Origin of the sequence: Rhodopseudomonas palustris, assembly GCF_003226555.1 — a bacterium.
GTDB classification, from domain to species: domain Bacteria; phylum Pseudomonadota; class Alphaproteobacteria; order Rhizobiales; family Xanthobacteraceae; genus Rhodopseudomonas; species Rhodopseudomonas palustris_I.
Genome location: NZ_QKQS01000023.1, coordinates 354793 through 377163 on the forward strand (window position 1 = coordinate 354793; position 22371 = coordinate 377163).

A 22371-nucleotide genomic window follows, 5' to 3' on the forward strand; every position below is an offset into this window, starting at 1 on the left:
CATCTCGAGGCATCGAACGGTAGGATGAGTTTCGCTTGCGCTCAACCCATCCTACCGACCCAGCATCATCGTCGCGCTTCGAACCGATTCGTCATGGCCGGGCTTCGTCCTGGCCATTCGCGATTTCGGCGCGCGGCCGATCCTTCAGTTGCGCCGGAACTGCAGCTTCGGCCCCTGGAGCCGGCGCAGCCCCGGCTCGCGGCGTTCCAGCCACCAGCCGTATTGCTTCGGCCAGTCGGCGAACATCTCGTCGCCCTCGGTCAGCTCAAGCTGGGCGTGCAGCGCCCAATTCGGATCGAACAGCACCTCGCGGCCGATCGCAATCAGATCAGCCTGGCCCTGCTCGACGATCTTCTCGGCCTGATCCGGATGAACGATCAGCCCGACCGCAATGGTCGGAATCTCGGCCTCGGTCCGGATGGTTTCGGCGAACGGCACCTGGAAGCCGTAGCCGCGCGGAATCCGGTTGGCGGTCGCCGAACCCATCAGGCCGCCCGAGGAGCAATCGATGATATCGGCGCCGCGCGCCTTGGCCTCGCGCGCGAACACCACCGAGTCCGCCAGCTCGATGCCGCCGTCGACACCGTCGACCGAGGAGACCCGCACCGCGAGCGGCAGCGTGTCGGGCCAAGCGGCGCGCACCGTCTCGATCACCTCCAGCGGAAACCGCATCCGCCCGGCGCGATCGCCGCCATAGGCGTCGGTACGCTTGTTCGACAGCGGCGACAGGAACGAGTGCAGCAGATAGCCGTGGGCGCAGTGCACTTCGAGCATCTCGAACCCGGCCTCGACCGCCCGCCGCGTCGCGCTGCGCCAATGATCCAGCAAGCTGTCAAGATCGTCGTCGCTCAGCTCTTGCGGCGTCAGCCAGCCTTCGTCCATCGGGATCGGGCTCGGCGCGACGATGTCCCAGGGTTGATCGCCACGCGCGATGTCCTCGGCGGTGAGCGCGGCGTTGCCGTACCACGGCCGCTGCATGCTCGCTTTGCGGCCGGCGTGAGCGAGCTGAATCGCCGGCACCGCGCCGTTGTCGCGGAGGAAAGCGGCGATCCGCTCCAGCGGACGGATCTGCTCGTCGTTCCACAGCCCGAGATCGCCATGGGTGATCCGGCCATTGGCGGTCACGGCGGTTGCTTCGACCATCACGATGCCGGCGCCGCCCTGCGCGAATTTGCCGAGATGCACCAGGTGCCAGTCATTGGCCACGCCGTCGACTGCGGAGTACTGGCACATCGGCGAGACCAGGATGCGATTCTTGGCGGTGATGCCACGCAGGGTGAAAGGGCTGAACAGCGGCGGCTGCGACATCGGGACTCCACAACGTTCCTCGGAAAAGACTTCTTCAGTCGGGCGTGAAGCTCCGCGAGCGCCGGCTTCCTCCCGTTCGTTAAGCCAGATTCTGACGGTCCGAGCGCATCAGGTCAATTGTAAGCGCTCGCTGTGAAATCCGATTCATTTGGACTATCGTCACGTCATGAGCTTGATCCGTCGTCCTGTTTTGTCCCGCCGGGCCGTCCTGACCTGCACTCTTGCAGCCTTTGCGACTGCGCGGACGCTGCCGTTCGCGCACGCCCAGGGCCTGTATCCGACCCGTCCGGTGCGGATCGTGCTGCCATTCGCTGCCGGCGGCGTGGCCGACATCACCGCGCGGCTGATCGCCGATCAGCTCGGCACCAAGCTCGGCCAACGCTTCTATATCGAGAACCAGCCCGGCGCCGGGGGCATCAGCGCGGCCCGCACGGTGATCTCGGCGCAGCCTGACGGTTATACGCTGGCGCTGCTCTCGAACGGCACCGCGATCAGCGCGTCGCTGTTCAAGAAGCTGCCGTTCGATCCGGTAAAGGATTTCGCACCGATCTCCAGCCTGGGGACGTTCGACTTCCTGTTCGCGGTCCGTGCTGACTCCAAGTTCAAGACGCTGGAAGACTTCGTGAAGGCGGCAAAGCAGAAGCCCGGCGCGCTCAATGTCGGCACCATCAATACCGGCAGTACCCAGAACCTCGCCGCAGAACTGTTCAAGACCGCGGCTGGCGTCGACTTCGTGATCGTTCCGTTCCGCGGAACGCCGGAGGTGCTGATGGCACTGCTGCAGGACAGCGTCGATCTGACGATCGACAGCTATTCGGCGCTGAAGGGCAATCTCGCTGATGGCAAGGTCCGGGTGCTGGCAGCGACCGGACCGCTGCGCTCGAAGATCACGCCCGAGATTCCGACGCTGCGCGAGAGCGGCATCGAGGCCAGCATCGAATCCTGGAACGGGCTGTTCGCGCCAGCCGGCACCCCGCCGGCGGTGATCGGCACCTTGAACACGGCATTGCAGGACATCCTCGCCGACCCCGCCCTCAAGAAGAAGATGCTGGAACTCGGCATCGACGCCAAGCCGTCGACGCCGGACCAGTTAGCGGCCCGGCTTCGCGCCGATATCGACAAATGGCGCGCCGTGATCGAGCAAGCCGGGATCGAACGGCAATAGCGGCGGGCCCGCGATTCAGCGATGAACCTCAAGCAGCTCGAATACTTCATGCACGTCGCCGAGCTCGGCTCGTTCAGCAAGGCCGCGATGGTATTGGACGTCGCGCAGCCGGCGCTCAGCCGGCAGGTGCGTGGGCTGGAGACCGAGCTGCGCCAGCAACTGTTCCTGCGCAACGGCCGCGGCGTGGCGCTGACCGAAGCCGGGCGGCGGCTGTTCGACCACTCGGTGGCAATCATGCAAATGGTCGCGCACGCGCGCGAGGATCTCGGCGCCAGCCGCGACGCACCGGTCGGCCGCGTCACCATCGGCCTGCCGCCCTCGATCGCCCGCCAGCTCACGCTGCCGCTGATCGATCACTTCAAGCGGACGCTGCCGGCGGCCCGGCTGGCGATCGTCGAAGGCCTGTCGTCGCACGTCATCGAATGGGTCACCACCGGCCGCGCCGACGTCGGCCTCGTCTACAATCCGGACGCGCAGTCGGGCATCGAGATCACACCACTGCTGCAGGAGCCGCTCGGGCTGGTCAGCCACGCGCCCGCCGGCAAGCGCCGCAGCGCACCGGCGCCGCTGCCGTTCAAGGAGCTGGCGAAATATCCGCTGATCGTTCCCGAACGGGTGCACGCGATGCGCCGGCTGCTCGAGAACGAAGCTGCGCTGGCCGGCGTCAAGCTCGATATCGCCTGGGAGGTGTCGAGCGTGCCGTCGATTATCGAGCTGGTCTGCGCCGGCTACGGCCACGCGGTGTTGACGAAAAGCGGAGTGGCCGCCTCGCCGCGTGCCGCCGAACTGGTGATGCGCCCGCTGATCGACCCGGCGCCGGCAAGCGCGCTGTGCCTGGTGGTGCCGGCGACGCGGCGGCCGACGCCGCTGGCCCAGCACGCCATGCGATTGCTGACCGAACTGGTCAAAGGCCTGCCGACCTGATCTCGGCACACAGTTTCGGCATCGATTTCCGCGCTTGCCATGCCGGAAGCCGATAGCTGTTATAGACCACCCGCGGTGGCGCCGGTCGGGCCGCCCGGCCAAAATAGCAATAACAATCCGGAAGGAAACGAATGCAAACCGCCATTCCCTGCCTGTTCATGCGCGGCGGGACCTCACGCGGCCCCTTCTTCAATGCAGCCGACCTGCCGAGCGACATCGCCACCCGCGACAAGGTGCTGCTCGCGGTGATGGGCTCGCCCGACCGCCGCCAGATCGACGGTCTCGGCGGCGCGCATCCGCTCACCAGCAAGGTCGGCATCGTTTCCAAGGGATCGAAGCCCGGCGTCGATCTCGACTTCCTGTTCGCCCAGTTGCAGCCCGACAAGGACACCGTCGACACCACCCCGAACTGCGGCAACATGCTCGCCGCAGTGGTGCCGTTCGCGCTCGAAACAGGTCTGGTGACGCCGCAGGGGCCGACCACCACGCTGCGGGTGCTGACGCTCAACACCGACATGCAGTGTGACATCACGGTGCAGACACCGAATGGTCATGTCGAATACGAGGGCGACGCGCGGATCGACGGCGCGCCGGGCACCTCGGCGCCGATCAAGATCAACTTCCTCGACACGGCGGGCTCGGTCGCGCCCGGCCTGCTGCCGACCGGCAACGTCCGCGACGTCATCGACGGCGTCGAGGTGACCTGCATCGACAACGGCATGCCGCTGGTGATGTTTCGCGCCGAAGCGGTCGGCCGCACCGGCTATGAGGGCGTCGCCCAGCTCAATGCCGACACCGATCTGAAGGCGCGGCTGGAGAAGCTGCGGATCGCCTGCGGCCACGCCATGCAGCTCGGCGACGTCACGACGAAGAACTACCCGAAGATGACGCTGATCGCAGCGCCGCGCGCCGGCGGCAGCATCTCGACCCGCAGCTTCATTCCGCACGTCTGCCATGACGCCATCGGCGTGCTCGCCGCCGTGACGGTCGCGACCGCCTGCGTACTGAAAGGCAGCGTCACCGAAGGCATCGCGCAGGTGCCGGCCGGCACCGTCAAAAACATCTCGGTGGAGCACCCGACCGGCGAGTTCTCGGTCGAGATCGAGGTCGATCCGGCCAATCCGCAGAACGTCACCCGCGCCGCCCTGCTGCGCACCGCCCGCCTGATCATGCGCGGCGAAGCGATGGTGCCAGCGGCAGTGTGGAGCGGAAAGCAGGCCGGCGACGCAGCGCTGCAGCGGGCGGGCTGAGATGACGAAGAGACAGAGAAAGTAACAACGACGCTCGGTTGGGTCGCAAGCGCAGCAACAACAACAGGCGTCATGCCCGGGCTCGACCCGGGCATCCATCTTCTTCGAAAGAGGATGGATTGCCGGGTCAAGCCCGGCAATGACGGAGAACAAGTAGTAGGAAACCTCCGATGATCATCGACATTCACGGCCACTACACCACCGCGCCGAAGGCGCTGGAGGATTGGCGTAACCGGCAGATCGCCGGCATCAAGGATCCGTCCATGATGCCGAAAGTGTCCGAGCTGAAAATCTCGGACGACGAGCTGCGCGCCTCGATCATCGACAACCAGCTCAAGAAGATGCAGGAGCGCGGCAGCGACCTGACGGTGTTCTCGCCGCGCGCCTCGTTCATGGCGCATCACATCGGCGACTTCAACGTGTCGTCGACCTGGGCGGCGATCTGCAACGAGCTGTGCGCCCGCGTCGCGCAGTTGTTCCCCGACAATTTCATCGGCGCAGCGATGCTGCCGCAGTCGCCGGGCGTCGACCCGAAGACCTGCATTCCCGAGCTGGAAAAGTGCGTCAAGGAGTACGGCTTCGTCGCCATCAACCTCAATCCCGATCCGTCGGGCGGCCACTGGACCTCGCCGCCGTTGACCGACCGGCAGTGGTACCCGATCTACGAGAAGATGGTCGAGCTGCAGATCCCGGCGATGATTCACGTCTCGACCAGCTGCAACGCCTGCTTCCACACCACCGGCGCGCATTATCTCAACGCCGACACCACCGCCTTCATGCAGTGCGTTACAGGCGATCTGTTCAAGGATTTCCCGGAACTGAAATTCATCATCCCGCACGGCGGCGGCGCGGTGCCGTACCACTGGGGCCGGTTCCGTGGTCTGGCGCAGGAGATGAAGAAGCCGCTGCTCGAGGACCATGTGCTCAACAACATCTTCTTCGATACCTGCGTGTATCATCAGCCGGGCATCGACCTGCTCAACACCGTGATCCCGGTCGACAACGTGCTGTTCGCCTCGGAGATGATCGGCGCGGTGCGCGGCATCGATCCGCGGACCGGCTTCTATTACGACGACACCAAGCGCTACATCGAGGCGTCGACCATCCTGACGCCGGAAGAAAAGCAGCAGATCTACGAAGGCAATGCCCGCCGCGTCTATCCGCGGCTCGATGCGGCGCTCAAAGCGAAGGGCAAATAATCATGACCGTGCGGATCAACGATCTCGGCATCGTAAAGCGCAACATAACCCGCGCCGACAAGGCCGCGGCCACGAAGCTGTCGCGCTTCGGCGTCGCTACCGTGCACGAGGCGATGGGCCGCGTCGGGCTGATGCATCCCTATATGCGCCCGATCTATCCCGGCGCGCACATCTGCGGCACCGCCGTCACCGTGCTGCTGCAGCCGGGCGACAATTGGATGATGCATGTCGTCGCCGAACAGATCCAGCCGGGCGATGTGGTGGTCGCGGCCTGCACGGCGGACTCCACCGACGGCTTCTTCGGCGATCTTTTGGCCACCAGCTTCCGCGCCCGCGGCGCGCTCGGCCTGATCATCGACGCCGGCGTGCGCGACGTCCGCGATCTCACCGAGATGAAGTTTCCGGTGTGGTCCAAGGCGATCCACGCCAAGGGCACGGTGAAAGCGACGCTCGGCTCGGTCAACATCCCGGTGGTCGCCGCCGGCGCGCATGTCACGCCGGGCGACGTGGTGATTGCCGATGACGACGGCGTCGTGGTGGTGCCCGCCGCGGTGGCACAGATGGCGGCCGATGCCGCCGAGGCCCGCGAGGCCAACGAGGCCGATAAGCGTGCCAGGCTGGCGAGCGGCGTGCTCGGTCTCGACATGTACAAGATGCGCGAGCCGCTGGAAAAAGCCGGACTGAAGTATATCGACTGATGAGCAACGATCCAAAACAGTGGCTGGTCGGGATCGTCGGCTACGGCGAGGTCGGCAAGATTCTCGCCGAGGATCTGCGCGCCCAGGGCGTCAAGGTCGCGGCTTATGACGTCAAGCTGAACGACGATCGCGGTGCGCCGCTGCGAGAGCACGCCAGCCGCCACGGCGTGACGCTGACGGCGTCGCATGCCGAGCTTGCGGCCCGCAGCGATTTCATCATCTCGGCGGTGACGGCGAGCCAGACCGTCGCGGTGGCGGAAGCCTGCGCCGGCGCCATCAATCAGGGCACCTGGTTCCTCGATTTCAACTCGGCCTCGCCCGGTGCCAAGCAGCGCGCGGCGGCGCAGATCGACGGCGCCCAGGGGCGTTATGTCGAAGGCGCGGTGATGACCTCGGTGCCGCCGTATCGCATCAAGGTGCCGCTGCTGCTCGGCGGCGCGCACGCGGCCGAGCTGGCGCCGCTGCTCAATGCGCTCGGCTTCGCCGCCAAGCCGGCCAGCGATAGGCTCGGCGTCGCCTCGGCGACCAAGATGTGCCGCAGCATCATGATCAAGGGGCTGGAGGCGATGGTGATCGAGAGCTTCACCACCGCCCGTGCCTACGGCGTCGAGGACGCGGTGATCGCTTCGCTGCAAGAGACGTTTCCGTCGATCGATTGGGAGAAGCAGAGCGCCTATTTCTTCCAGCGCGTCATCGAACACGGCCGCCGCCGCGCCGAGGAAGTCCGTGAAGTCGCCGAAACCGTGCGCGAGGCCGGGCTGACGCCATGGTCGGCGCAGGGCACCGCCGAGCGGCAGGCGTGGGTGGCGGACCTGTCGGATGAAGGATTGTTCGGAAAGCGCGGCGACGATGCTTTCGCGCGCAGTGCGGATTGGCGGACCGAGGCGGATCGGATTCTGGCGAAGGTGAAGGACAACAAGAAATCATGAGGCCGCGGCGCTGATGGCACCCCTCCCCCCCCTTGCGGGGAGGGTCGCATAGGTGGCCTTCGGCCACCGTTGATGAGAAATACGCCGATGCTTTGCATCGGCTACGGCGAAGCGGAGGCCGGGGTGGGGGGCCACGGGCACTGTGCTCGCGGCCCCCACCCCCGACCCCTCCCCGCAAGGGGGAGGGGAGATGAGAGACCGAGGCTGAACACGAACTGACTTCAACTAGCGCTCAATGCAACGCGCGCTGATTTGAGACGAGTAACGGAATGACCTTCGAAAAGACCCCCGGCTGGCTCGACTGGTACCAAGGCCCGTCGAAGCCGACCTTCAAGGTGCCGGCGGGCGCCGTGGACGCGCATTGCCACGTGTTCGGGCCGGGCGACGAGTTTCCGTTTGCGCCGGAGCGCAAATACACGCCGTGCGACGCGTCGAAGCAGCAGCTCTACGCGCTGCGCGACCACCTCGGCTTTTCCCGCAACGTCGTGGTGCAAGCGACCTGCCATGGCGCCGACAACCGGGCGATGGTCGATGCGCTGGTGAATTCGGGCGGCAAGGCCCGCGGCGTCGCCACGGTTCGCCGCAGCGTCACCGATGCCGAGCTGCAGGCGATGCACGACGCCGGCGTGCGCGGCGTACGGTTCAATTTCGTGAAACGGCTGGTCGATTTCACCCCGAAGGACGAACTGGTCGAAATCGCCGAGCGCATCAAGCAGCTCGGCTGGCACGTCGTGATCTATTTCGAGGCGGTCGATCTGCCCGAGCTGTGGGATTTCTTCACCGCGCTGCCGACCACCGTGGTGGTTGACCATATGGGCCGGCCCGACGTCACCAAGCCGGTCGATGGCCCGGAATTCGGACTGTTCGTCAAGTTCATGCGCGAGCACGGCAATGTCTGGTCGAAGGTGAGCTGCCCGGAGCGGCTGTCGGTGTCCGGCCCCCCGGCGCTGAACGGCGAACCAACCGCCTACCGCGACGTGATCCCGTTCGCCCGCCGCATCGTCGAGACCTTCCCGGACCGCGTGCTGTGGGGAACCGACTGGCCGCACCCGAATCTGAAGGACCACATGCCGGACGACGGCCTGCTGGTCGACTTCATCCCCCACATCGCAACCGCGCCGGAACTTCAACGTAAACTACTGGTCGACAACCCGATGCGGCTGTATTGGCCGGAGGAGAAGTAATTCACCGCCGTCATTGCGAGCGAAGCGAAGCAATCCAGAGTCCCGAGCACTGAGCTGGATTGCTTCGTCGGCTTCGCCTCCTCGCAATGACGAACCATAACCGAGTTCCAGAGGAGACCCCACCATGCCCCTCGACAAACCCTATAAGGACGTGCCCGGCACCACGATCTTCGACGCCGACATGTCGCGCCAGGGCTATCATCTCAACCAGTTCTGCATGTCGCTGATGAAGGCCGAGAACCGCGCCCGCTTCAAGGCGGACGAGCGCGCTTATCTCGACGAATGGCCGATGAGCGAGGAGCAGAAGCAGGCGGTGCTCGACCGCGATCTCAACCGCTGCATCGCGCTCGGCGGCAACATCTATTTCCTCGCCAAGATCGGCGCCACCGACGGCAAGAGCTTCCAGCAGATGGCGGGCTCGATGACCGGGATGACCGAAGAGGAATATCGCAACATGATGGTCGGCGGCGGTCGCCCGATCGACGGCAACCGCTACGTCGGGGAGAAGAAGTAATGGCCCGGATCACCGCCAGCGTTTACACCTCGCATGTTCCGGCGATCGGCGCCGCGATCGACATGAAGAAGACCGGCGAAGACTATTGGCAGCCGGTGTTCAAGGGCTACGAATTCTCCAAAGAGTGGCTGAAGACCGAAAAGCCCGACGTGATCTTCCTCGTGTTCAACGATCACGCCACCGCGTTCAGCCTCGACCTGATCCCGACCTTCGCGATCGGCACCGCGGCGGAGTACACGCCGGCCGACGAAGGCTGGGGGCCGCGCCCGGTGCCGAAGGTGGTAGGCCATCCGCGGCTCGCCGCCCATATCGCCCAGTCGGTGATTCAGGACGATTTCGACCTCACCATCGTCAACAAGATGGACGTCGACCACGGCCTCACCGTGCCGCTCAGCCTGATGTGCGGCGAGCCACAGGCATGGCCCTGCCCGGTGATCCCGTTCGCCGTCAACGTCGTCCAATATCCGGTGCCGTCGGGCCGGCGTTGCTACATGCTTGGCCAGGCGATCGGCAAGGCGATCCGGTCCTATGACGAAGACCTCAACGTGCAGATCTGGGGCACCGGCGGCATGAGCCACCAGCTCCAGGGTCCGCGCGCCGGCCTGATCAACCGCGAATGGGACAACGCCTTCCTCGACCAGCTCATCAACGATCCGGAAGGGCTGTCGCAGAAGCCGCATATCGACTACGTCCGCGAGGCGGGCTCGGAAGGCATCGAGCTGGTGATGTGGCTGATCGCGCGCGGCGCGATGGCCGACGTCGCCGGCGGGCCGAAGCCCAAGGTCGCCCACCGTTTCTACCACGTCCCGGCCAGCAACACTGCGGTCGGCCACCTCATTCTGGAGAACGCCTGACATGGCAAAATCGATCAAGGTCGCGCTCGCGGGAGCGGGCGCGTTCGGCATCAAGCATCTCGACGGCATCAAGAACATCGACGGCGTCGAGGTGGTGTCGCTGATCGGGCGCCGGCTGGAGCCGACCCAGGCAGTCGCCAAGAAGTACGGTATCGCGCACGTCTCGACCGAACTGTCCGACGCGCTGGCGATCAAAGAGGTCGATGCGGTCATCCTGTGCACCCCGACCCAGATGCACGCGCAGCAGGGCATCGACTGTTTGCGCGCCGGCAAGCACGTCCAGATCGAAATCCCGCTGGCGGACTCGCTGAAGGATGCGCAAGCGGTGGTCGATCTGCAGAAACAGACCGGGCTGGTGGCGATGGCCGGCCACACCCGCCGCTTCAATCCGAGCCATCAGTACGTGCACAAGAAGATCAAGGCCGGCGAGCTGAACATCCAGCAGATGGATGTGCAGACCTACTTCTTCCGCCGCACCAACATGAACGCGCTCGGCCAGCCGCGGAGCTGGACCGATCATCTACTCTGGCACCACGCCGCCCACACCGTCGACCTGTTCGCCTATCAGGCCGGCTCGCCGATCGTGAAGGCCAACGCCGTGCAGGGCCCGATCCATCCCGATCTCGGCATCGCGATGGACATGTCGATCCAGCTCAAGGCGGCGAGCGGCGCGATCTGCACGCTGTCGCTGTCGTTCAACAACGACGGCCCGCTCGGCACCTTCTTCCGCTACATCTGCGACAACGGCACCTACATCGCCCGCTACGACGATCTGGTGAACGGCAAGGAAGAGAAGATCGACGTCTCCAAGGTCGATGTCTCGATGAACGGCATCGAGCTGCAGGACCGCGAGTTCTTCGCCGCGATCCGCGAAGGCCGCGAGCCGAATTCGTCCGTCGCCCAGGTGCTGCCGTGCTACCAGGTGCTGCACGACCTCGATCAACAGCTCGCCAAGGGCTGATCTTCCGCGTTCGGTTCGCCGCATCGCAGTTCAACGGCCGGGCTCGTCCCGGCCATTTTTGCGTTGGCGCGACGGAACATCTTCCCGACCGCCGCCCGGCCTTGTGTTTCCAAAGCGGAACCTTAGCTGCATCACGACGGTTGTCTCTGCAGATCACCGAGACATTCCTGTCAGGCGGAGGATGCAGATGCAGAAGCGCAAGTCCTTGTGGTCATCGGGCGGCCGGGCCGTCGCGATTCTGACCGCCGTGGCGCTGGCCGTGCCGGCGCTCGAGCCCGCCGCGGCCTTCGCCGCATCTCCCAGCAGACAGCAAACCGCCGCTCCGGCGGCCGAGGCCGCACCGCTGACCGACGTCAGCGCGCGGAAGCGGCGTCATGTGAGGCGCGGCGGCAATGGCGGTGCGGCAGCCGCGGCGGCTTTCGCCGGAATCGTCGGCACCATCGGGGCGATCGCCGCCGCCCAGGCACAGCGCGACGCTTATGAAAGCCGGTACCGCTACTACTATGGGGCGGGCCCGGGATATTACGGGGGGCCGCGCTATTATGGCGCACCTTACGGCCCACGACCGTACTACTACGGCTACTAAACGCCGGAAGGGGCGCTCAGGCGTGGTCCATCCTTCAAACCCGACATCGCGCCTGAGTTGTGTTTATACCGCTGACATCGAAATCAGCTAGGCTTTGGACATGGCTGATTCGCTCGACCGCCTCTACCAGGCCGTGCTCGCGGCGCGGGATCTCGATCCGGCGACATCGCGAACGGCTCGGCTGTTTCAACGCGGGTCCGGCAAGATGGCCAAGAAGCTGGCCGAAGAAGCAATCGAGGTGGTGATCGACGCCGTCAACGGGAACCGCGACGCGGTGGTCCGCGAAAGCGCCGATCTGCTCTACAATCTCACCGTGCTGTGGGCTTCAGCCGGCGTCCGCCCCGAAGACGTCTGGGCCGAGATGCGCCGCCGCGAGAATCTGCTCGGCATCGCCGAAAAGCTGCCGAAATCCCGTATCAGCAAGCCGCCGACGCCGCCCGCCCCTCGCCGGCCAGTCGTCTTGCAGGACGCCCGCGCGGTCCGCAAGCGTCGGTGACCCTCGCTTTTCCATCTCCCGCACTTCAACCGCCGTTCTTCGGCATCTGTGCTTTTTACGGCATGGACAAACCAGTGACGGAATGGTTGATCGCGCCCCATGCTGCGCAAAATTTACGACTGGTGCATCGACGCCGCCCACAAACCCTACGCCCTTTGGATTCTCGGGCTGGTGTCGTTCGCGGAGAGCTCGTTCTTTCCGGTGCCGCCGGACGTGATGCTGATCCCGATGTCGCTGGCGCGACCACAGCGCGCCTGGTTCTACGCGGCGCTGTGCACCGTCACGTCGGTGGCGGGCGGCGTGGTCGGCTACGCGATCGGCGCATTGCTGTACGACTCGGTCGGGCACTGGCTGATCCAGCTCTACGGCTATGCCGACAAGGTCGAGGCATTCCGCGCGGGTTACGCCGAATGGGGTGCCTGGATCATCCTGCTCAAGGGCCTCACTCCGATCCCCTACAAGCTGGTCACCATTACGTCGGGCTTTGCCGGCTACGATGTCTGGCTGTTCATCCTGTTCTCGATCATCGCCCGCGGCGGCCGGTTCTTCATCGTGGCGGTCGTGCTGAACCGCTATGGCGTGGTGATCCGCGAGCAGATCGAAAAACGGCTCGGAATGTGGGTGACGATCGGCGCGGTGCTGCTGGTGGCCGGCTTCGTCATCGCTTTGAAGCTCGTCTAGCATCGGCGAACCGGCTTCTCTCCGCCGGCGCATCGGCGTAGGCTGGGCCATGCCCATTTCGAACCGCATGTCGCGCCGGTGTTTCGTGCCGCGAAGCGTTGTCTTTGCCGCCGCGGCGGTGCTCGCAACTGTCCTGTCGGTGGCGTCCGCTGCCGCACAACATATTGCGCCTTCACCACCGCCAGCCGATCAGCCGTCACCAGCCCCTGCCCCCTCGCACTCGGACAATCCTGGGCTGGTCAACGAAATCAAAAAACTGCTGAAGACGCCGTCATCGCTGTTGCCGTCGACGTCGCTGCTGCCTTCGTTCGGTCGCGACAGCAAAGACACACCGACGCCACCGGCACCGACCACGCCGCCGCAAGCGGCGTCACCGGCGCCAGCGCCACCCCCTCCGACCCCACAATCGTTGCCGATGGTGCCGGAGGTGGTCGGAGGGCATCAGATCTGCCCGGTGGTGCAGGGCAGCGGACCTGATTGTCAGGCGGCCGCCGATATTCTGTGCCGGTCGAAGGGCTACCGCCTCGGCAAGAGCCTGGGCGTCGACTCCACTGAGAAGTGCTCGGCTAAGGTTCTGATCCCCGGCCGGTCGCGCCAGCCAGGCGATTGCCGCACCGAAAATTTCGTCACACGGGCATGGTGCCAGTAGTCGCGGTTGATCACTGCGGCGAAACGTACGCCCCGTGTCGAAAGGCGCCGAATTCGCCAAATCCCAGCTTGCAGGTCGGTTCCTCGCTTGCTTTTGTGTCGGCGCGGCCGCGCCGCCAAACACAACAAACAAGGAGAAACTCGAATGCCCATGCCTGCATTGTTCAAGGGCCGCCTCTCGGTCCCGGTGATCGGCTCACCGCTGTTCATTATTTCGGGTCCCGAGCTGGTGATCGCGCAATGCAAGGCCGGCGTGGTCGGGTCGTTTCCGGCGCTCAACGCGCGGCCCGCCGCACTGCTCGACGAGTGGCTGCATCAGATCAAGGAAGAGCTCGCCGCCTACGACAAGGCGCATCCTGAGCGTCCGTCGGCGCCGTTCGCGGTCAACCAGATCGTGCACAAATCCAACAACCGGCTCGATGCCGACCTCGCGCTTTGTGAGAAGCACAAGGTGCCGATGCTGATCACCTCGCTCGGCGCCCGCGAAGAGCTGAACCAGGCCGCGCATAATTGGGGCGGCATCGTATTCCACGACGTCATCAACCAGAAGTTCGCCCACAAGGCAGTCGAGAAGGGCGCCGACGGCCTGATCCTGGTGGCGGCCGGCGCCGGCGGCCATGCCGGCATGCAGTCGCCGTTCGCCTTCGTCACCGAAACGCGCGCCTGGTACACCGGCCCGATCGCCCTGTCCGGCGCGATCGCCAATGGCCGCGCGATCCGCGCCGCCCGCATGCTCGGCGCCGATTTCGCCTATATCGGCTCGGCCTTCATCGCCACCAAGGAGGCCAACGCGGTCGAGCGCTACAAGGAGATGATCACCACCTCGGGCGCCGACGACATTGTGTATTCCAACCTGTTCACCGGCGTGCACGGCAACTACCTGAAACCGTCGATCGTCGCGGCCGGCATGGACCCGGACAATCTCGAACAGTCCGATCCGTCGAAGATGAATTTCGGCACCGACGAATCCGGCGAGCGCGCCAAGCCGAAGGCCTGGAAGGAAATCTGGGGTGCGGGTCAGGGCATCGGCAGCATCAACCAGGTGCTGCCGGCCGGCGAACTGGTCGCCCGCTTCAAGAAGGAATACGACGAGGCGATCGACCCGCCGCTGTGAGGCGATAACTGCCGCCCCCTCCTCACTCCGGTCATTGCGAGGCGTGAAACGACGAAGCAATCCAGCCCAGGTATGGTGCGCTGGATTGCTTCGCTTCGCCCGCAATGACGAGGGAGGCTTCGATCTCGACAGCTCAGTTCGTGGACATCACCGCATGGACGCCATCTACCGCATCGACGGCACCAACATCGAAACCAGCCCGAACGCCGCGGGACCGTGGGACCCGACCATGCAGCACGGCTCGCCGCCGTCGGCCCTCGTCACCTTTCTGGCCGAGCAGATCCCGACGCCGTCGCCGATGCAGATCGCGCGCGTCACCGTCGACCTGTTGCGACCGGTGCCGGTGGCGCCGCTGACCTACCAGACCGAGGTGCTGCGCGAAGGCCGCAAGATCCAGCTTTGCGCCGTGCGGCTGCTGTCGCAGGGCGTCGTCGTGGTCGGCGCCACGGTGCTGAAGATCCGCGTCGCGCCCCCCGATCTGCCGGACGATATCGAACATCCGCCGCTCGACGTGCCGCATCCAGATGACTGCCAGGTGCTCGACCCTGGCTTCACCCGCAACCCGTTCGTCGGCGGCATGTCGCTACGCAAAGTTTATGGCGGATTCGGCGAGATCGGCCCGGGCGCGACCTGGTATCGGGCCGACCGGGCGCTGATCGACGGGCAGCCGACGTCGCAGGCGATGCGTGCGGTGGTCGCCTCCGACTTCAGCAACGCCACCTCGTCGATCCTCGACTTCAAGCACTGGACCTTCATCAACGCCGACCTCAACGTGTTCTTCGCGCGGCAGCCGGTTGGCGACTGGGTGCTGCTGAACTCCGAGATGTGGCTGGGCCCCGACGGTGCCGGCATCGCGTCGTCGAAACTCGCCGACACCCAAGGTTACTTCGGTCGCGCGATCCAGAATCTGGTCGTCGAACAGCGCTGATCGGAATGTGAGTGCCGGGGACCGGTCCACGTATGTTGACGAGGCCATCCGGTCGCGAGAATCGGCTTAACACCTCATTAACCATGTTCGCCCAACAATAGAGCTGCCGCGATACGGGGCTCCGTCGATGACCGATCCTGCATCGTAGGCGTACACCACAGGCCAGGTGGACGTCGCCATGCTGTATGTCCAAAAGACTTCCGCGACCCTCGACGAACTTCGTATCCGGGTCGCTCACGCGCTGCATCGCCATCCGCTGTGCCGCGACGTGCGCTTCGACATCGTCGCGACGCCGCGTACCCGCAAGGGCGGCAACTGGACGATCAGCATCCAGTCGGTCGCGCCCGACGCGCTGTGGGAAGCTTCCGAAATCATCGCTGATATTCAGGAGGCCTATGAGCTCATCGAGATGCCGATGTACGCGGCAGCCTGATCGACCGGCCCGGGGCCAAGCGCCCCGCGGAACTGCTCATAGCTCGCACTAACAGCCATATTTCCTCTGCATTCTTGCGCGATACGAGCAGCCGTTCGTCGCCGCGACGGAGATCAGCTTGACGAAGGCCTTCACCCTTTCCGCGTTGGCGTGCGTACTCCTGGCGAGTGCGTCCGCGGCCAGCATCCTTGCGCGCGCCAGCGTTCCGGCCGCAGGTTCCGCCGGCGTCGCCGCGATCGAGCTGCCGATTGCTAATCGCAACGTGAAAGCCGACAAGCTCGAAATCGCGCAACAGCAGCCGGAAACCGCCGAGCTCGCAGCCGCCCAGGAGCCTGCCGCAGAACAGCCCGTCGAAGAGCAGACCGCGGCGGCCACTGCGGAGCCGAGCACCTCGGCCAAGCCGCTGCAGCTCGCCTACGCCACCGACGATCTGCCGGTCGCTGCGATTCCCGAGGCGGCCCCATCCGAGCCGAGCGCTGCTCCGAAGGCCACCAGCAAGCTGCCGCCGGTGATCGCCACCGCGCCGGTGCACAGGCCGAAACCGAAGCCGGCCGCGAAGGAAGCGCTGCTTAGCGACGGCCAGATCGCGAAGATCAAAACTCGCCTCAATCTCTCGTCGTCGCAGGAATATTATTGGCCGTCGGTCGAGCAGGCGCTGCGGGCGATCGGCCGCAAGCTGCATTCGAGCTCGAACGGCCGCGACAGCGGAACGCCGATGATTGATCCGGACAGCGCCGAGGTTCAGCAGCTCAAATACGCCGCGATGCCGCTGCTATTCCAGTTGCGCGAAGATCAGAAGCAGGAAGTTCGCAAGCTCGCCCGCGCAATGGGCCTCGAACAGGTCGCGCAGCAGATCTGACGGCGATGGCGGCGGCGTCGAATGAGCCGCGGAGCCCCGTTCAGCTCGACTGATACCGCGCAGCGATCTCCGGACTGTCTCGCTCCGGCCAATCCGGCGGCCGGCCAGGCACCATCTTCAGCCCCTGAACGAAGTGATCGACCCAGGTGCGGTCGACGAACGGCAACCAATCCAGAAAGCGTTTGGAGAAACTCGGCTTCGCCGCGAGCAGTTCGTCGCAGGCGATCCGCGCCGCGTCGAGCTGCCCGATCCGCGCCAGCGCGTTGATCTTGAGGACGTGCGCGTACCAGTAAGCGGGGCGACGCGCCAGCGCGAGCGTGGCGTGTTCGATCGCCTCCGGCCACTGCCCCAGCATCGTGTAGGCGAGCCCAAGCTCGCCCAGCGAATAGAAGATGTTGGGATCGTTCGACGACAGCCTCAGCGCGGTCTTGAGCTGAACGATTGCCTGCTCGGGCTGGCCGGCGAGATTGAAGCAGCCGCCGAGCTGAGCATGCGCCAGCGCCAGACTCGGCGTGAGCGAGATCGCCTGCTCGAGCAAGTTCTTCGCCTCGACCGGGTGCCGCAGCCACATCTCGGCGATCCCGGCGAGCATGAAGCTGCGGCCGTCGTCGGGATCGGCCAGCATCGCCTGCTGCGCCAGTTTGCGCATCCGAAGAATTTGCTCCTGCGGCTGGCGCCCGGCCCAGATCGACCATGCCAGCGCCGCGGTCGCCTGGATCAGCGCTTCGGGCGAATCCGGATCGAGCGCCAGCGCTTCGGCGAAAAGCTTCTGCGCCATTTCGGAATCGGCGCGCGTCAACCGGTTGAGATGCCAACGGCCGCGCCAGATCAGATCACTGACACCGAGGTGGTCCTGGCGCTTGCCGCGGATGCGGATCTGTTCGGCGTGCTCGATCCGGCTTTCGAGCTGCGCCACCAGTTCGTTGACGAACTGTTCGAGCTCGGCGCGCGCGGCCGGGGATTGCAGCGTGAACCGCCGCGACCACAGCGAATAGCCGGTGATCGCCTCCGCCAACGAGGCCGACACGCCGTAAGAGTCATAGGCGCGATACAGCCGGCCCTCGACCAGATACTGCGCGCCGAGCCGCTGGCCGATCAGCTTGCGATCGTCGCTTTCAGTGAACGAGAAGCTGGAATTGCGCGAGATCACCGGCAGCCAGCGGATCCGCGACAGCCCGACGATCAGCTCCTCGCCGATGCCTTCAGCCACGTAGTCGAGCGTCTCGTCGTCGGTCGCGTTGGCGAACGGCAGCACCGCGATCGCTGGGCGGCCAGCGAAGCCGAGCGGCGGCAGCGAGACATCGACGATGTGGCTCGGCAGCGTGCCCCCGGCGGCAGCGGAAAGCACCACGTCATTCGCCGGCGGTACCAGCGCGTCACGCTGCTCCCGCAGCCACTCGCCGAAACCGCGCTCGCTCGGAATGTCGAGTCCTTCGAGGAATTCCCCGGCTGCACGGCCCGGCCGCGCCACGAACAGATCGATATCGATTAGTTCGGTGCGAAGCCGGACACGATCACGATCGCTGAGCAGCAGTTCGACGGCGTCCGAGTTCAGCAGCTTGCGCAGGTTCGACAGTTCGCGGCGGAGGCTGCCGGCGGCCTCGGCCTTGCGGCGGCTGCCCCACAGCCGATCCTGCAGCCAACCACGGGAACGCGCGCCGTCACGCGACAGCGCGAGCATGGCGAGAACAGCGATGCCCTTTTTGCTGGTGATCTCGACCCGGGCACCGCCGGGCGCCGTGAGCTCGAAGGGGCCAAGCAGCCGAAGCGTGTACCGCTCCGAATTAGCCGCCGTCATCCCGTGTCCTTCCTGCCTCTTCGATCAAAATAGCACTTTTCACGCATCTATCACGCCATTTTCACGATAGACCCGCGTCGATAAGGAAGCGGAACCCGACCCAATAAGGGAATATGCCGGAAGTCTCTTGACCGATCGAAAAATCGCGAAATAACAAGAGACAAACCGTCGGTTGCAGAGCAAGAATACCTGCAACCATATGCGAGTGAATCGCATGTGAAGCGGCGGTAGATGCGGGCGGGGGTTATGGGTAGCGTGTCTGGAAGCGACTTCCACCAGGAGCTGCTGTTTGCTTTTGGTGGCGGTGACCGCAACGTCACGATCGCGGTGCTGGATGGTCCCGTCGATCGGACCCACGATTGTTTCGTCGGCGCCCCGTTGACTCCACTCCATACCGCCGTGATGCAGCGCAGCGGCGACGATGCGCCATCGAGCGCGCAGAGCACCCATCTCGCCAGCCTGATTTTTGGTCAGCCCTGCAGGTCGGTCGAGGGAATCGCGCCGATGTGCCGCGGCCTGATCGCGCCGATCTTCGGCGATAGCCGTCCGGTATGCGCGCAGGCCGATCTTGCCGACGCGATCACACGAGCCCTCGATCACGGCGCGCAAATCCTCTTGATCGGTGCCGGATCGTTTGAACAACCCTGGTATCCAAGCCCTGCGTTGGCGCGCGCGATCGCTCGGTGCAATATTCGGAATGCGATGATCGTCGCCAGCGCCGGACGTTACGGCTGCAGCACCCTGCTGCGCCGTTGCGGCACCTTGAACCTGTTGCCGGTGACAGCGCTCGACGGCGTCGGACAGCCGCTCGGAGGGAATGACGGCAATCTGAGCGACATCGGAATCGCCGTGCCGGGATCGAGCGTATCCGGCGCAGCGCTGGAGGGGCGGGTGGTGCAGCGGAGCCATCCAAATGTCGCGGCTGCCCTGGTCACGGGCGCGGCGGCGCTGCTGCTGGGCGTCCAGCGCAACGCGGGACTTGCTCCGAATCCCGCCGCCGTCGCCGAGGCTGTTCGGATGACGGCGACGCCGCAGACGTCGCCGTCCGGCTCCGCGCTGCCTCCGGCCTGGACCGGCCGAAAGAACCTCGAAGCGGCAGCGGCTTACCTGACCGGGCGCTACGAGGGCGCCTATGCGTCGGGTCTGTTCGAGGCCTGGTATCGCGCCCGGGCGGGCGCGACCCGGTCCGATCACGCCGCGTTCCGCCCCAGGGCGTGATCGCGCCACCACGCCTCCAGCGCCTCCGCTTCCGGCGGCAGCGACACCGACAGCCCTTGGGCGAAATCGGTCCAGACGTCTTCGGCCTTCGGCGTCACCACGCAGGCCACCGGCACGCCGGCCGCGATCGCCGCCTGGAACGCCGACATCAACCCGCCGCGCACCGCCTCCTGGCCGCCGAACCGGCTCAGCACCACCAGCGCCGGCTTGCGCGCCACCGCGCGCTCGACCGCACCGGCCGCGAGCGCCAGCGACGACGAATTCAGATTGCAGGCTTGCGATCCGGAGCCGAGGTCCTGATGCATCGCGTAGCGGTCGCCGGTGGCGATATCGATCAGCTCGCTGCGACACTCGCAGCCCTCATGACCACCATGGCCGTGGCCGGCATCTTCGGGCGGGGCGATCACGCCGACGATGTCGACGCCTTCGGCCTTGCGGCGTAGCGCGAACGCGGCAAGCACATCGGCGGCCGGCGTCCCCGGCCCGCCCCGCAGCGCCGCGATCGGCATCGATTGATTGCTTTCGAACGACATTGTCGAGTCTCCTTCATGCGATACGAACGCACGCCGTCGCTGACCCGACACGACTGGTAGTCGCGTAGTCACCGACGCCGCCGTTGCGGCGATCAGGACTGAGAATGCGAAGTTCGTGCCGGCCGCGCGGGACTAACGATCCGGCCAACTACGCATGGCCGTCGCGGCCCGGCGCGAGCGCGACACCTTTGATCTGCGCATAGACGTCGACGCCCTCGGCGAGCCTCAGCAGATCCCACGACCGCCGGCTGAGCCGTGCCAGCAGCCGGCCGCCATCGCCGTCTCGTCCGAGTGTCAGCACCACCAGCACCTCGTTGCCGCCGATCGGTGACACCGAGGCGATCCGCGCCGGCAAGGCGTTCAGGATCGAACTCGCATGCGGCGGCTCGCGCGCCAGGCTGACGTCGCTGGCCGCGATCCGCACCCGTCGCAATTCGCCGCGCGCAGCCGGCGGCGACGGCACCAGCAGCCGGCCGCCGTCGATCCGCAGCGTCAGCAGGCCGTAGTCGGTGTCGTAACTCTCGACCGTCGCGTCGAAATTCACCGCGGCATCGCGCGCGATCGCCAGCGGCAGCTTCGGATCGCTTTGCAGCTCCGCGAGCGGACCGACCGCCAGCACCTTGCCGGAATGCATCAGCACCAGATGGTCGGCGAGCCGCTCGATCTCGGTGATGTCGTGACTGACATAGATCACCGGCAGCGACAGCCGCGCGTGCAGCCGCTCCAGAAACGGCAGGATCTCGTCCTTGGTCAGCCGGTCGAGCGCCGACAACGGCTCGTCCATCAGCAGCAATCGCGGCTGCGACAGCAGCGCCCGGCCGATCGCGACGCGCTGCCGCTCGCCGCCGGACAAATTGCGCGGCGACCGCTCGAGCAGCTTCGAAAGACCGAGCAGGTCGATCACCTCGTCGAAGCCGACCGCGTCGGCGCGGGCCTCGCCGGAATGGCGCGGCGCGCCGTACAACAGGTTGGCCTTCACCGACAGGTGCTGAAACAGGCTGGCTTCCTGAAAGACGTAGCCGATCGGCCGATGATGCGGCTTCAGGAACGTCGTATCGTCCTGCCACACCTCGCCGCTGACGTCGCAGCTACTTCCGGGCAGATGCTGCAGCCCGGCGAGGCAGCGCAAAACGCTAGACTTGCCGCAGCCGGACGGCCCGAACAGCCCGGTGATGCCGGTGGCCGGCACCGTGAAGGCTGCATCCAGCGTGAAGCCGCCGAGCCGGCCGCGAAACGCTGCGCGAATACTGGGAGGCGACAGCGCCCTCATGCCCGGATCCGTGCGGTTCGTTTTTCCAGCATCATCATGGTGAGAATCACCACGAAGGCGAACGCCGCCATGCCGCCGGCCAGGATGTTGGCCTCGCGCCATTGCGCGGTCTCGACGTAGTCGTAGATCGCGACCGACAGCACCTTGGTGCTGCCCGGAATGTTGCCGCCGATCATCAGCACGATGCCGAACTCGCCGACGGTGTGGGCGAAGCCGAGCACCGCGCCGGCCAGAAAGCCCGGCCGCGCCAGCGGCACCGCCACCGTCCAGAACGCCTTCAGCGGTGAGGCGCGCAACGTCGCGGCGACTTCCAGCGGCCGGTCGCCGATCGCATCGAACGCATTGCGGATCGGCTGCACCACGAACGGCATCGAGTAAATCACCGAGCCGAACACCAGGCCGCCGAAGGTGAAGGCCAGGGTGCGGCCGCCCCACAGCGACGCCAGCGTCCCGCCGGGACCGTCGGGGCCCATCAGCACCAACAGATAGAAGCCGAGCACCGTCGGCGGCAGCACCAGCGGCAGCGCCACCACCGCGGCGACGCCTTCCTTCCACCACGCCTTCGACCGCGCCAGCCACCATCCGATCGGGGTGCCGACGAACAGCAGGATCACCGTGGTGATCGCCGCCAGCTCGATGGTGAGCCACACCGGCTGCCAGATGTCGGGAGGGAGATTGGTCATCGGCGAGCCCGGCGTTGTGCGAGGCGCGCCGGACTAACCTCTCCCCGCGTGCGGGGAGAGGTCGACCGTCGGAGCGAAGCGAGGACGGTCGGGTGAGGGGGCGCTTCCACGCGGCCGAGCGGCTCAGGCTTGAGGCGA

The 22371-nt window shown here is 65.8% G+C and carries 24 protein-coding genes; 19 read left to right on the forward strand and 5 right to left on the reverse strand.

Annotation, left to right across the window (positions count from 1 at the left end; genetic code table 11):
* Positions 1–144: 144 nt before the first annotated feature.
* The gene (locus DNX69_RS14200) at positions 145–1308 is read right to left on the reverse strand and encodes an NADH:flavin oxidoreductase/NADH oxidase (RefSeq protein ID WP_110786615.1); all 1164 of its coding nucleotides are present in this window, start codon (positions 1306–1308) and stop codon (positions 145–147) included.
* Between the two features lie 166 nt (positions 1309–1474).
* Here DNX69_RS14200 and DNX69_RS14205 point away from each other — a divergent pair, with 166 nt between their 5' ends.
* The 18 genes from DNX69_RS14205 (at position 1475) to DNX69_RS14290 (ending at position 16731) form a co-directional block, all read left to right on the forward strand.
* Entirely contained in the window at positions 1475–2473 is a 999-nt protein-coding gene (locus tag DNX69_RS14205) for a Bug family tripartite tricarboxylate transporter substrate binding protein (RefSeq protein WP_110786616.1), read from the forward strand.
* 21 nt (positions 2474–2494) lie between these two features.
* Positions 2495–3397, forward strand: a complete 903-nt coding sequence (locus tag DNX69_RS14210) for a LysR family transcriptional regulator (RefSeq protein WP_110786617.1) — start codon at positions 2495–2497, stop codon at positions 3395–3397.
* A 131-nt stretch (positions 3398–3528) separates the two neighbouring features.
* A complete protein-coding gene (locus DNX69_RS14215) occupies positions 3529–4647 on the forward strand; it encodes a 4-oxalomesaconate tautomerase (RefSeq protein WP_110786618.1) in 1119 nt (372 codons plus the stop codon).
* Positions 4648–4817: 170 nt separating this feature from the next.
* Entirely contained in the window at positions 4818–5846 is a 1029-nt protein-coding gene (locus DNX69_RS14220; protein ID WP_110786619.1) for an amidohydrolase family protein, read from the forward strand.
* 2 nt (positions 5847–5848) lie between these two features.
* Positions 5849–6544: a 4-carboxy-4-hydroxy-2-oxoadipate aldolase/oxaloacetate decarboxylase gene (gene ligK, locus DNX69_RS14225; RefSeq protein ID WP_110786620.1), complete on the forward strand. Its 696-nt coding sequence runs from the start codon at positions 5849–5851 to the stop codon at positions 6542–6544.
* Complete coding sequence (locus DNX69_RS14230) at positions 6544–7473, forward strand: DUF1932 domain-containing protein (RefSeq protein ID WP_110786621.1); 930 nt, start codon at positions 6544–6546, stop codon at positions 7471–7473. The genes ligK and DNX69_RS14230 overlap by 1 nt, the downstream gene beginning before the upstream one ends.
* 269 nt (positions 7474–7742) lie before the next feature.
* Positions 7743–8657 carry an amidohydrolase family protein gene (locus DNX69_RS14235; protein WP_110786622.1) on the forward strand — a complete coding sequence of 305 codons (915 nt, stop codon included), beginning with the start codon at positions 7743–7745 and terminating at the stop codon, positions 8655–8657.
* Between the two features lie 124 nt (positions 8658–8781).
* Entirely contained in the window at positions 8782–9171 is a 390-nt protein-coding gene (ligA, locus tag DNX69_RS14240; protein ID WP_110786623.1) for a protocatechuate 4,5-dioxygenase subunit alpha, read from the forward strand.
* Positions 9171–10025: a class III extradiol dioxygenase subunit beta gene (locus DNX69_RS14245; RefSeq protein WP_110786624.1), complete on the forward strand. Its 855-nt coding sequence runs from the start codon at positions 9171–9173 to the stop codon at positions 10023–10025. The genes ligA and DNX69_RS14245 overlap by 1 nt, the downstream gene beginning before the upstream one ends.
* A 1-nt stretch (position 10026) precedes the next feature.
* The gene (locus DNX69_RS14250) at positions 10027–10986 is read left to right on the forward strand and encodes a Gfo/Idh/MocA family oxidoreductase (RefSeq protein ID WP_110786625.1); all 960 of its coding nucleotides are present in this window, start codon (positions 10027–10029) and stop codon (positions 10984–10986) included.
* 187 nt (positions 10987–11173) lie between these two features.
* Positions 11174–11572: a hypothetical protein gene (locus DNX69_RS14255; RefSeq protein WP_110787628.1), complete on the forward strand. Its 399-nt coding sequence runs from the start codon at positions 11174–11176 to the stop codon at positions 11570–11572.
* A gap of 100 nt (positions 11573–11672) precedes the next feature.
* Positions 11673–12068: a phosphoribosyl-ATP diphosphatase gene (hisE, locus tag DNX69_RS14260; protein ID WP_110786626.1), complete on the forward strand. Its 396-nt coding sequence runs from the start codon at positions 11673–11675 to the stop codon at positions 12066–12068.
* Between the two features lie 99 nt (positions 12069–12167).
* A complete protein-coding gene (locus tag DNX69_RS14265; RefSeq protein WP_110786627.1) occupies positions 12168–12749 on the forward strand; it encodes a YqaA family protein in 582 nt (193 codons plus the stop codon).
* A gap of 49 nt (positions 12750–12798) precedes the next feature.
* Positions 12799–13398 carry a hypothetical protein gene (locus DNX69_RS14270; protein ID WP_110786628.1) on the forward strand — a complete coding sequence of 200 codons (600 nt, stop codon included), beginning with the start codon at positions 12799–12801 and terminating at the stop codon, positions 13396–13398.
* 144 nt (positions 13399–13542) lie between these two features.
* Entirely contained in the window at positions 13543–14511 is a 969-nt protein-coding gene (locus DNX69_RS14275) for an NAD(P)H-dependent flavin oxidoreductase (RefSeq protein ID WP_110786629.1), read from the forward strand.
* A 154-nt stretch (positions 14512–14665) separates the two neighbouring features.
* Positions 14666–15439, forward strand: a complete 774-nt coding sequence (locus DNX69_RS14280) for a thioesterase family protein (protein WP_110786630.1) — start codon at positions 14666–14668, stop codon at positions 15437–15439.
* A gap of 178 nt (positions 15440–15617) precedes the next feature.
* Entirely contained in the window at positions 15618–15872 is a 255-nt protein-coding gene (locus tag DNX69_RS14285; RefSeq protein WP_110787629.1) for a hypothetical protein, read from the forward strand.
* A gap of 118 nt (positions 15873–15990) precedes the next feature.
* Positions 15991–16731: a hypothetical protein gene (locus DNX69_RS14290; RefSeq protein WP_110786631.1), complete on the forward strand. Its 741-nt coding sequence runs from the start codon at positions 15991–15993 to the stop codon at positions 16729–16731.
* Between the two features lie 40 nt (positions 16732–16771).
* Here the strand turns inward: DNX69_RS14290 and DNX69_RS14295 are convergent, their stop codons facing one another.
* Complete coding sequence (locus DNX69_RS14295; protein ID WP_110786632.1) at positions 16772–18529, reverse strand: tetratricopeptide repeat protein; 1758 nt, start codon at positions 18527–18529, stop codon at positions 16772–16774.
* A gap of 246 nt (positions 18530–18775) precedes the next feature.
* Between DNX69_RS14295 and DNX69_RS14300 the strand changes: the two genes are divergently transcribed.
* The gene (locus DNX69_RS14300; RefSeq protein ID WP_110786633.1) at positions 18776–19747 is read left to right on the forward strand and encodes a S8 family serine peptidase; all 972 of its coding nucleotides are present in this window, start codon (positions 18776–18778) and stop codon (positions 19745–19747) included.
* Here the strand turns inward: DNX69_RS14300 and DNX69_RS14305 are convergent.
* From DNX69_RS14305 to modB, 3 genes are all read right to left on the reverse strand, one after another.
* Positions 19720–20280, reverse strand: coding sequence for a DUF2478 domain-containing protein (locus DNX69_RS14305; RefSeq protein WP_110786634.1), 561 nt, complete (start codon positions 20278–20280; stop codon positions 19720–19722). The genes DNX69_RS14300 and DNX69_RS14305 overlap by 28 nt on opposite strands.
* A gap of 148 nt (positions 20281–20428) precedes the next feature.
* Positions 20429–21550, reverse strand: a complete 1122-nt coding sequence (modC, locus tag DNX69_RS14310) for a molybdenum ABC transporter ATP-binding protein (RefSeq protein ID WP_110786635.1) — start codon at positions 21548–21550, stop codon at positions 20429–20431.
* Positions 21547–22233, reverse strand: a complete 687-nt coding sequence (modB, locus tag DNX69_RS14315) for a molybdate ABC transporter permease subunit (RefSeq protein ID WP_110786636.1) — start codon at positions 22231–22233, stop codon at positions 21547–21549. Before modB ends, modC begins: the two co-directional genes overlap by 4 nt.
* Positions 22234–22371: the final 138 nt, after the last annotated feature.

What these genes read in the sequence shown, in the direction of transcription:
- DNX69_RS14200 (WP_110786615.1), bottom strand. Translation starts at nt 1,308, where the DNA reads ATGTCGCAGCCGCCGCTGTTCAGCCCTTTCACCCTGCGTGGCATCACC.
- DNX69_RS14205 (WP_110786616.1), top strand. Translation starts at nt 1,475, where the DNA reads ATGAGCTTGATCCGTCGTCCTGTTTTGTCCCGCCGGGCCGTCCTGACC.
- DNX69_RS14210 (WP_110786617.1), top strand. Translation starts at nt 2,495, where the DNA reads ATGAACCTCAAGCAGCTCGAATACTTCATGCACGTCGCCGAGCTCGGC.
- DNX69_RS14215 (WP_110786618.1), top strand. Translation starts at nt 3,529, where the DNA reads ATGCAAACCGCCATTCCCTGCCTGTTCATGCGCGGCGGGACCTCACGC.
- DNX69_RS14220 (WP_110786619.1), top strand. Translation starts at nt 4,818, where the DNA reads ATGATCATCGACATTCACGGCCACTACACCACCGCGCCGAAGGCGCTG.
- ligK (WP_110786620.1), top strand. Translation starts at nt 5,849, where the DNA reads ATGACCGTGCGGATCAACGATCTCGGCATCGTAAAGCGCAACATAACC.
- DNX69_RS14230 (WP_110786621.1), top strand. Translation starts at nt 6,544, where the DNA reads ATGAGCAACGATCCAAAACAGTGGCTGGTCGGGATCGTCGGCTACGGC.
- DNX69_RS14235 (WP_110786622.1), top strand. Translation starts at nt 7,743, where the DNA reads ATGACCTTCGAAAAGACCCCCGGCTGGCTCGACTGGTACCAAGGCCCG.
- ligA (WP_110786623.1), top strand. Translation starts at nt 8,782, where the DNA reads ATGCCCCTCGACAAACCCTATAAGGACGTGCCCGGCACCACGATCTTC.
- DNX69_RS14245 (WP_110786624.1), top strand. Translation starts at nt 9,171, where the DNA reads ATGGCCCGGATCACCGCCAGCGTTTACACCTCGCATGTTCCGGCGATC.
- DNX69_RS14250 (WP_110786625.1), top strand. Translation starts at nt 10,027, where the DNA reads ATGGCAAAATCGATCAAGGTCGCGCTCGCGGGAGCGGGCGCGTTCGGC.
- DNX69_RS14255 (WP_110787628.1), top strand. Translation starts at nt 11,174, where the DNA reads ATGCAGAAGCGCAAGTCCTTGTGGTCATCGGGCGGCCGGGCCGTCGCG.
- hisE (WP_110786626.1), top strand. Translation starts at nt 11,673, where the DNA reads ATGGCTGATTCGCTCGACCGCCTCTACCAGGCCGTGCTCGCGGCGCGG.
- DNX69_RS14265 (WP_110786627.1), top strand. Translation starts at nt 12,168, where the DNA reads ATGCTGCGCAAAATTTACGACTGGTGCATCGACGCCGCCCACAAACCC.
- DNX69_RS14270 (WP_110786628.1), top strand. Translation starts at nt 12,799, where the DNA reads ATGCCCATTTCGAACCGCATGTCGCGCCGGTGTTTCGTGCCGCGAAGC.
- DNX69_RS14275 (WP_110786629.1), top strand. Translation starts at nt 13,543, where the DNA reads ATGCCCATGCCTGCATTGTTCAAGGGCCGCCTCTCGGTCCCGGTGATC.
- DNX69_RS14280 (WP_110786630.1), top strand. Translation starts at nt 14,666, where the DNA reads ATGGACGCCATCTACCGCATCGACGGCACCAACATCGAAACCAGCCCG.
- DNX69_RS14285 (WP_110787629.1), top strand. Translation starts at nt 15,618, where the DNA reads ATGCTGTATGTCCAAAAGACTTCCGCGACCCTCGACGAACTTCGTATC.
- DNX69_RS14295 (WP_110786632.1), bottom strand. Translation starts at nt 18,529, where the DNA reads ATGACGGCGGCTAATTCGGAGCGGTACACGCTTCGGCTGCTTGGCCCC.
- DNX69_RS14300 (WP_110786633.1), top strand. Translation starts at nt 18,776, where the DNA reads ATGGGTAGCGTGTCTGGAAGCGACTTCCACCAGGAGCTGCTGTTTGCT.
- DNX69_RS14305 (WP_110786634.1), bottom strand. Translation starts at nt 20,280, where the DNA reads ATGTCGTTCGAAAGCAATCAATCGATGCCGATCGCGGCGCTGCGGGGC.
- modC (WP_110786635.1), bottom strand. Translation starts at nt 21,550, where the DNA reads ATGAGGGCGCTGTCGCCTCCCAGTATTCGCGCAGCGTTTCGCGGCCGG.
- modB (WP_110786636.1), bottom strand. Translation starts at nt 22,233, where the DNA reads ATGACCAATCTCCCTCCCGACATCTGGCAGCCGGTGTGGCTCACCATC.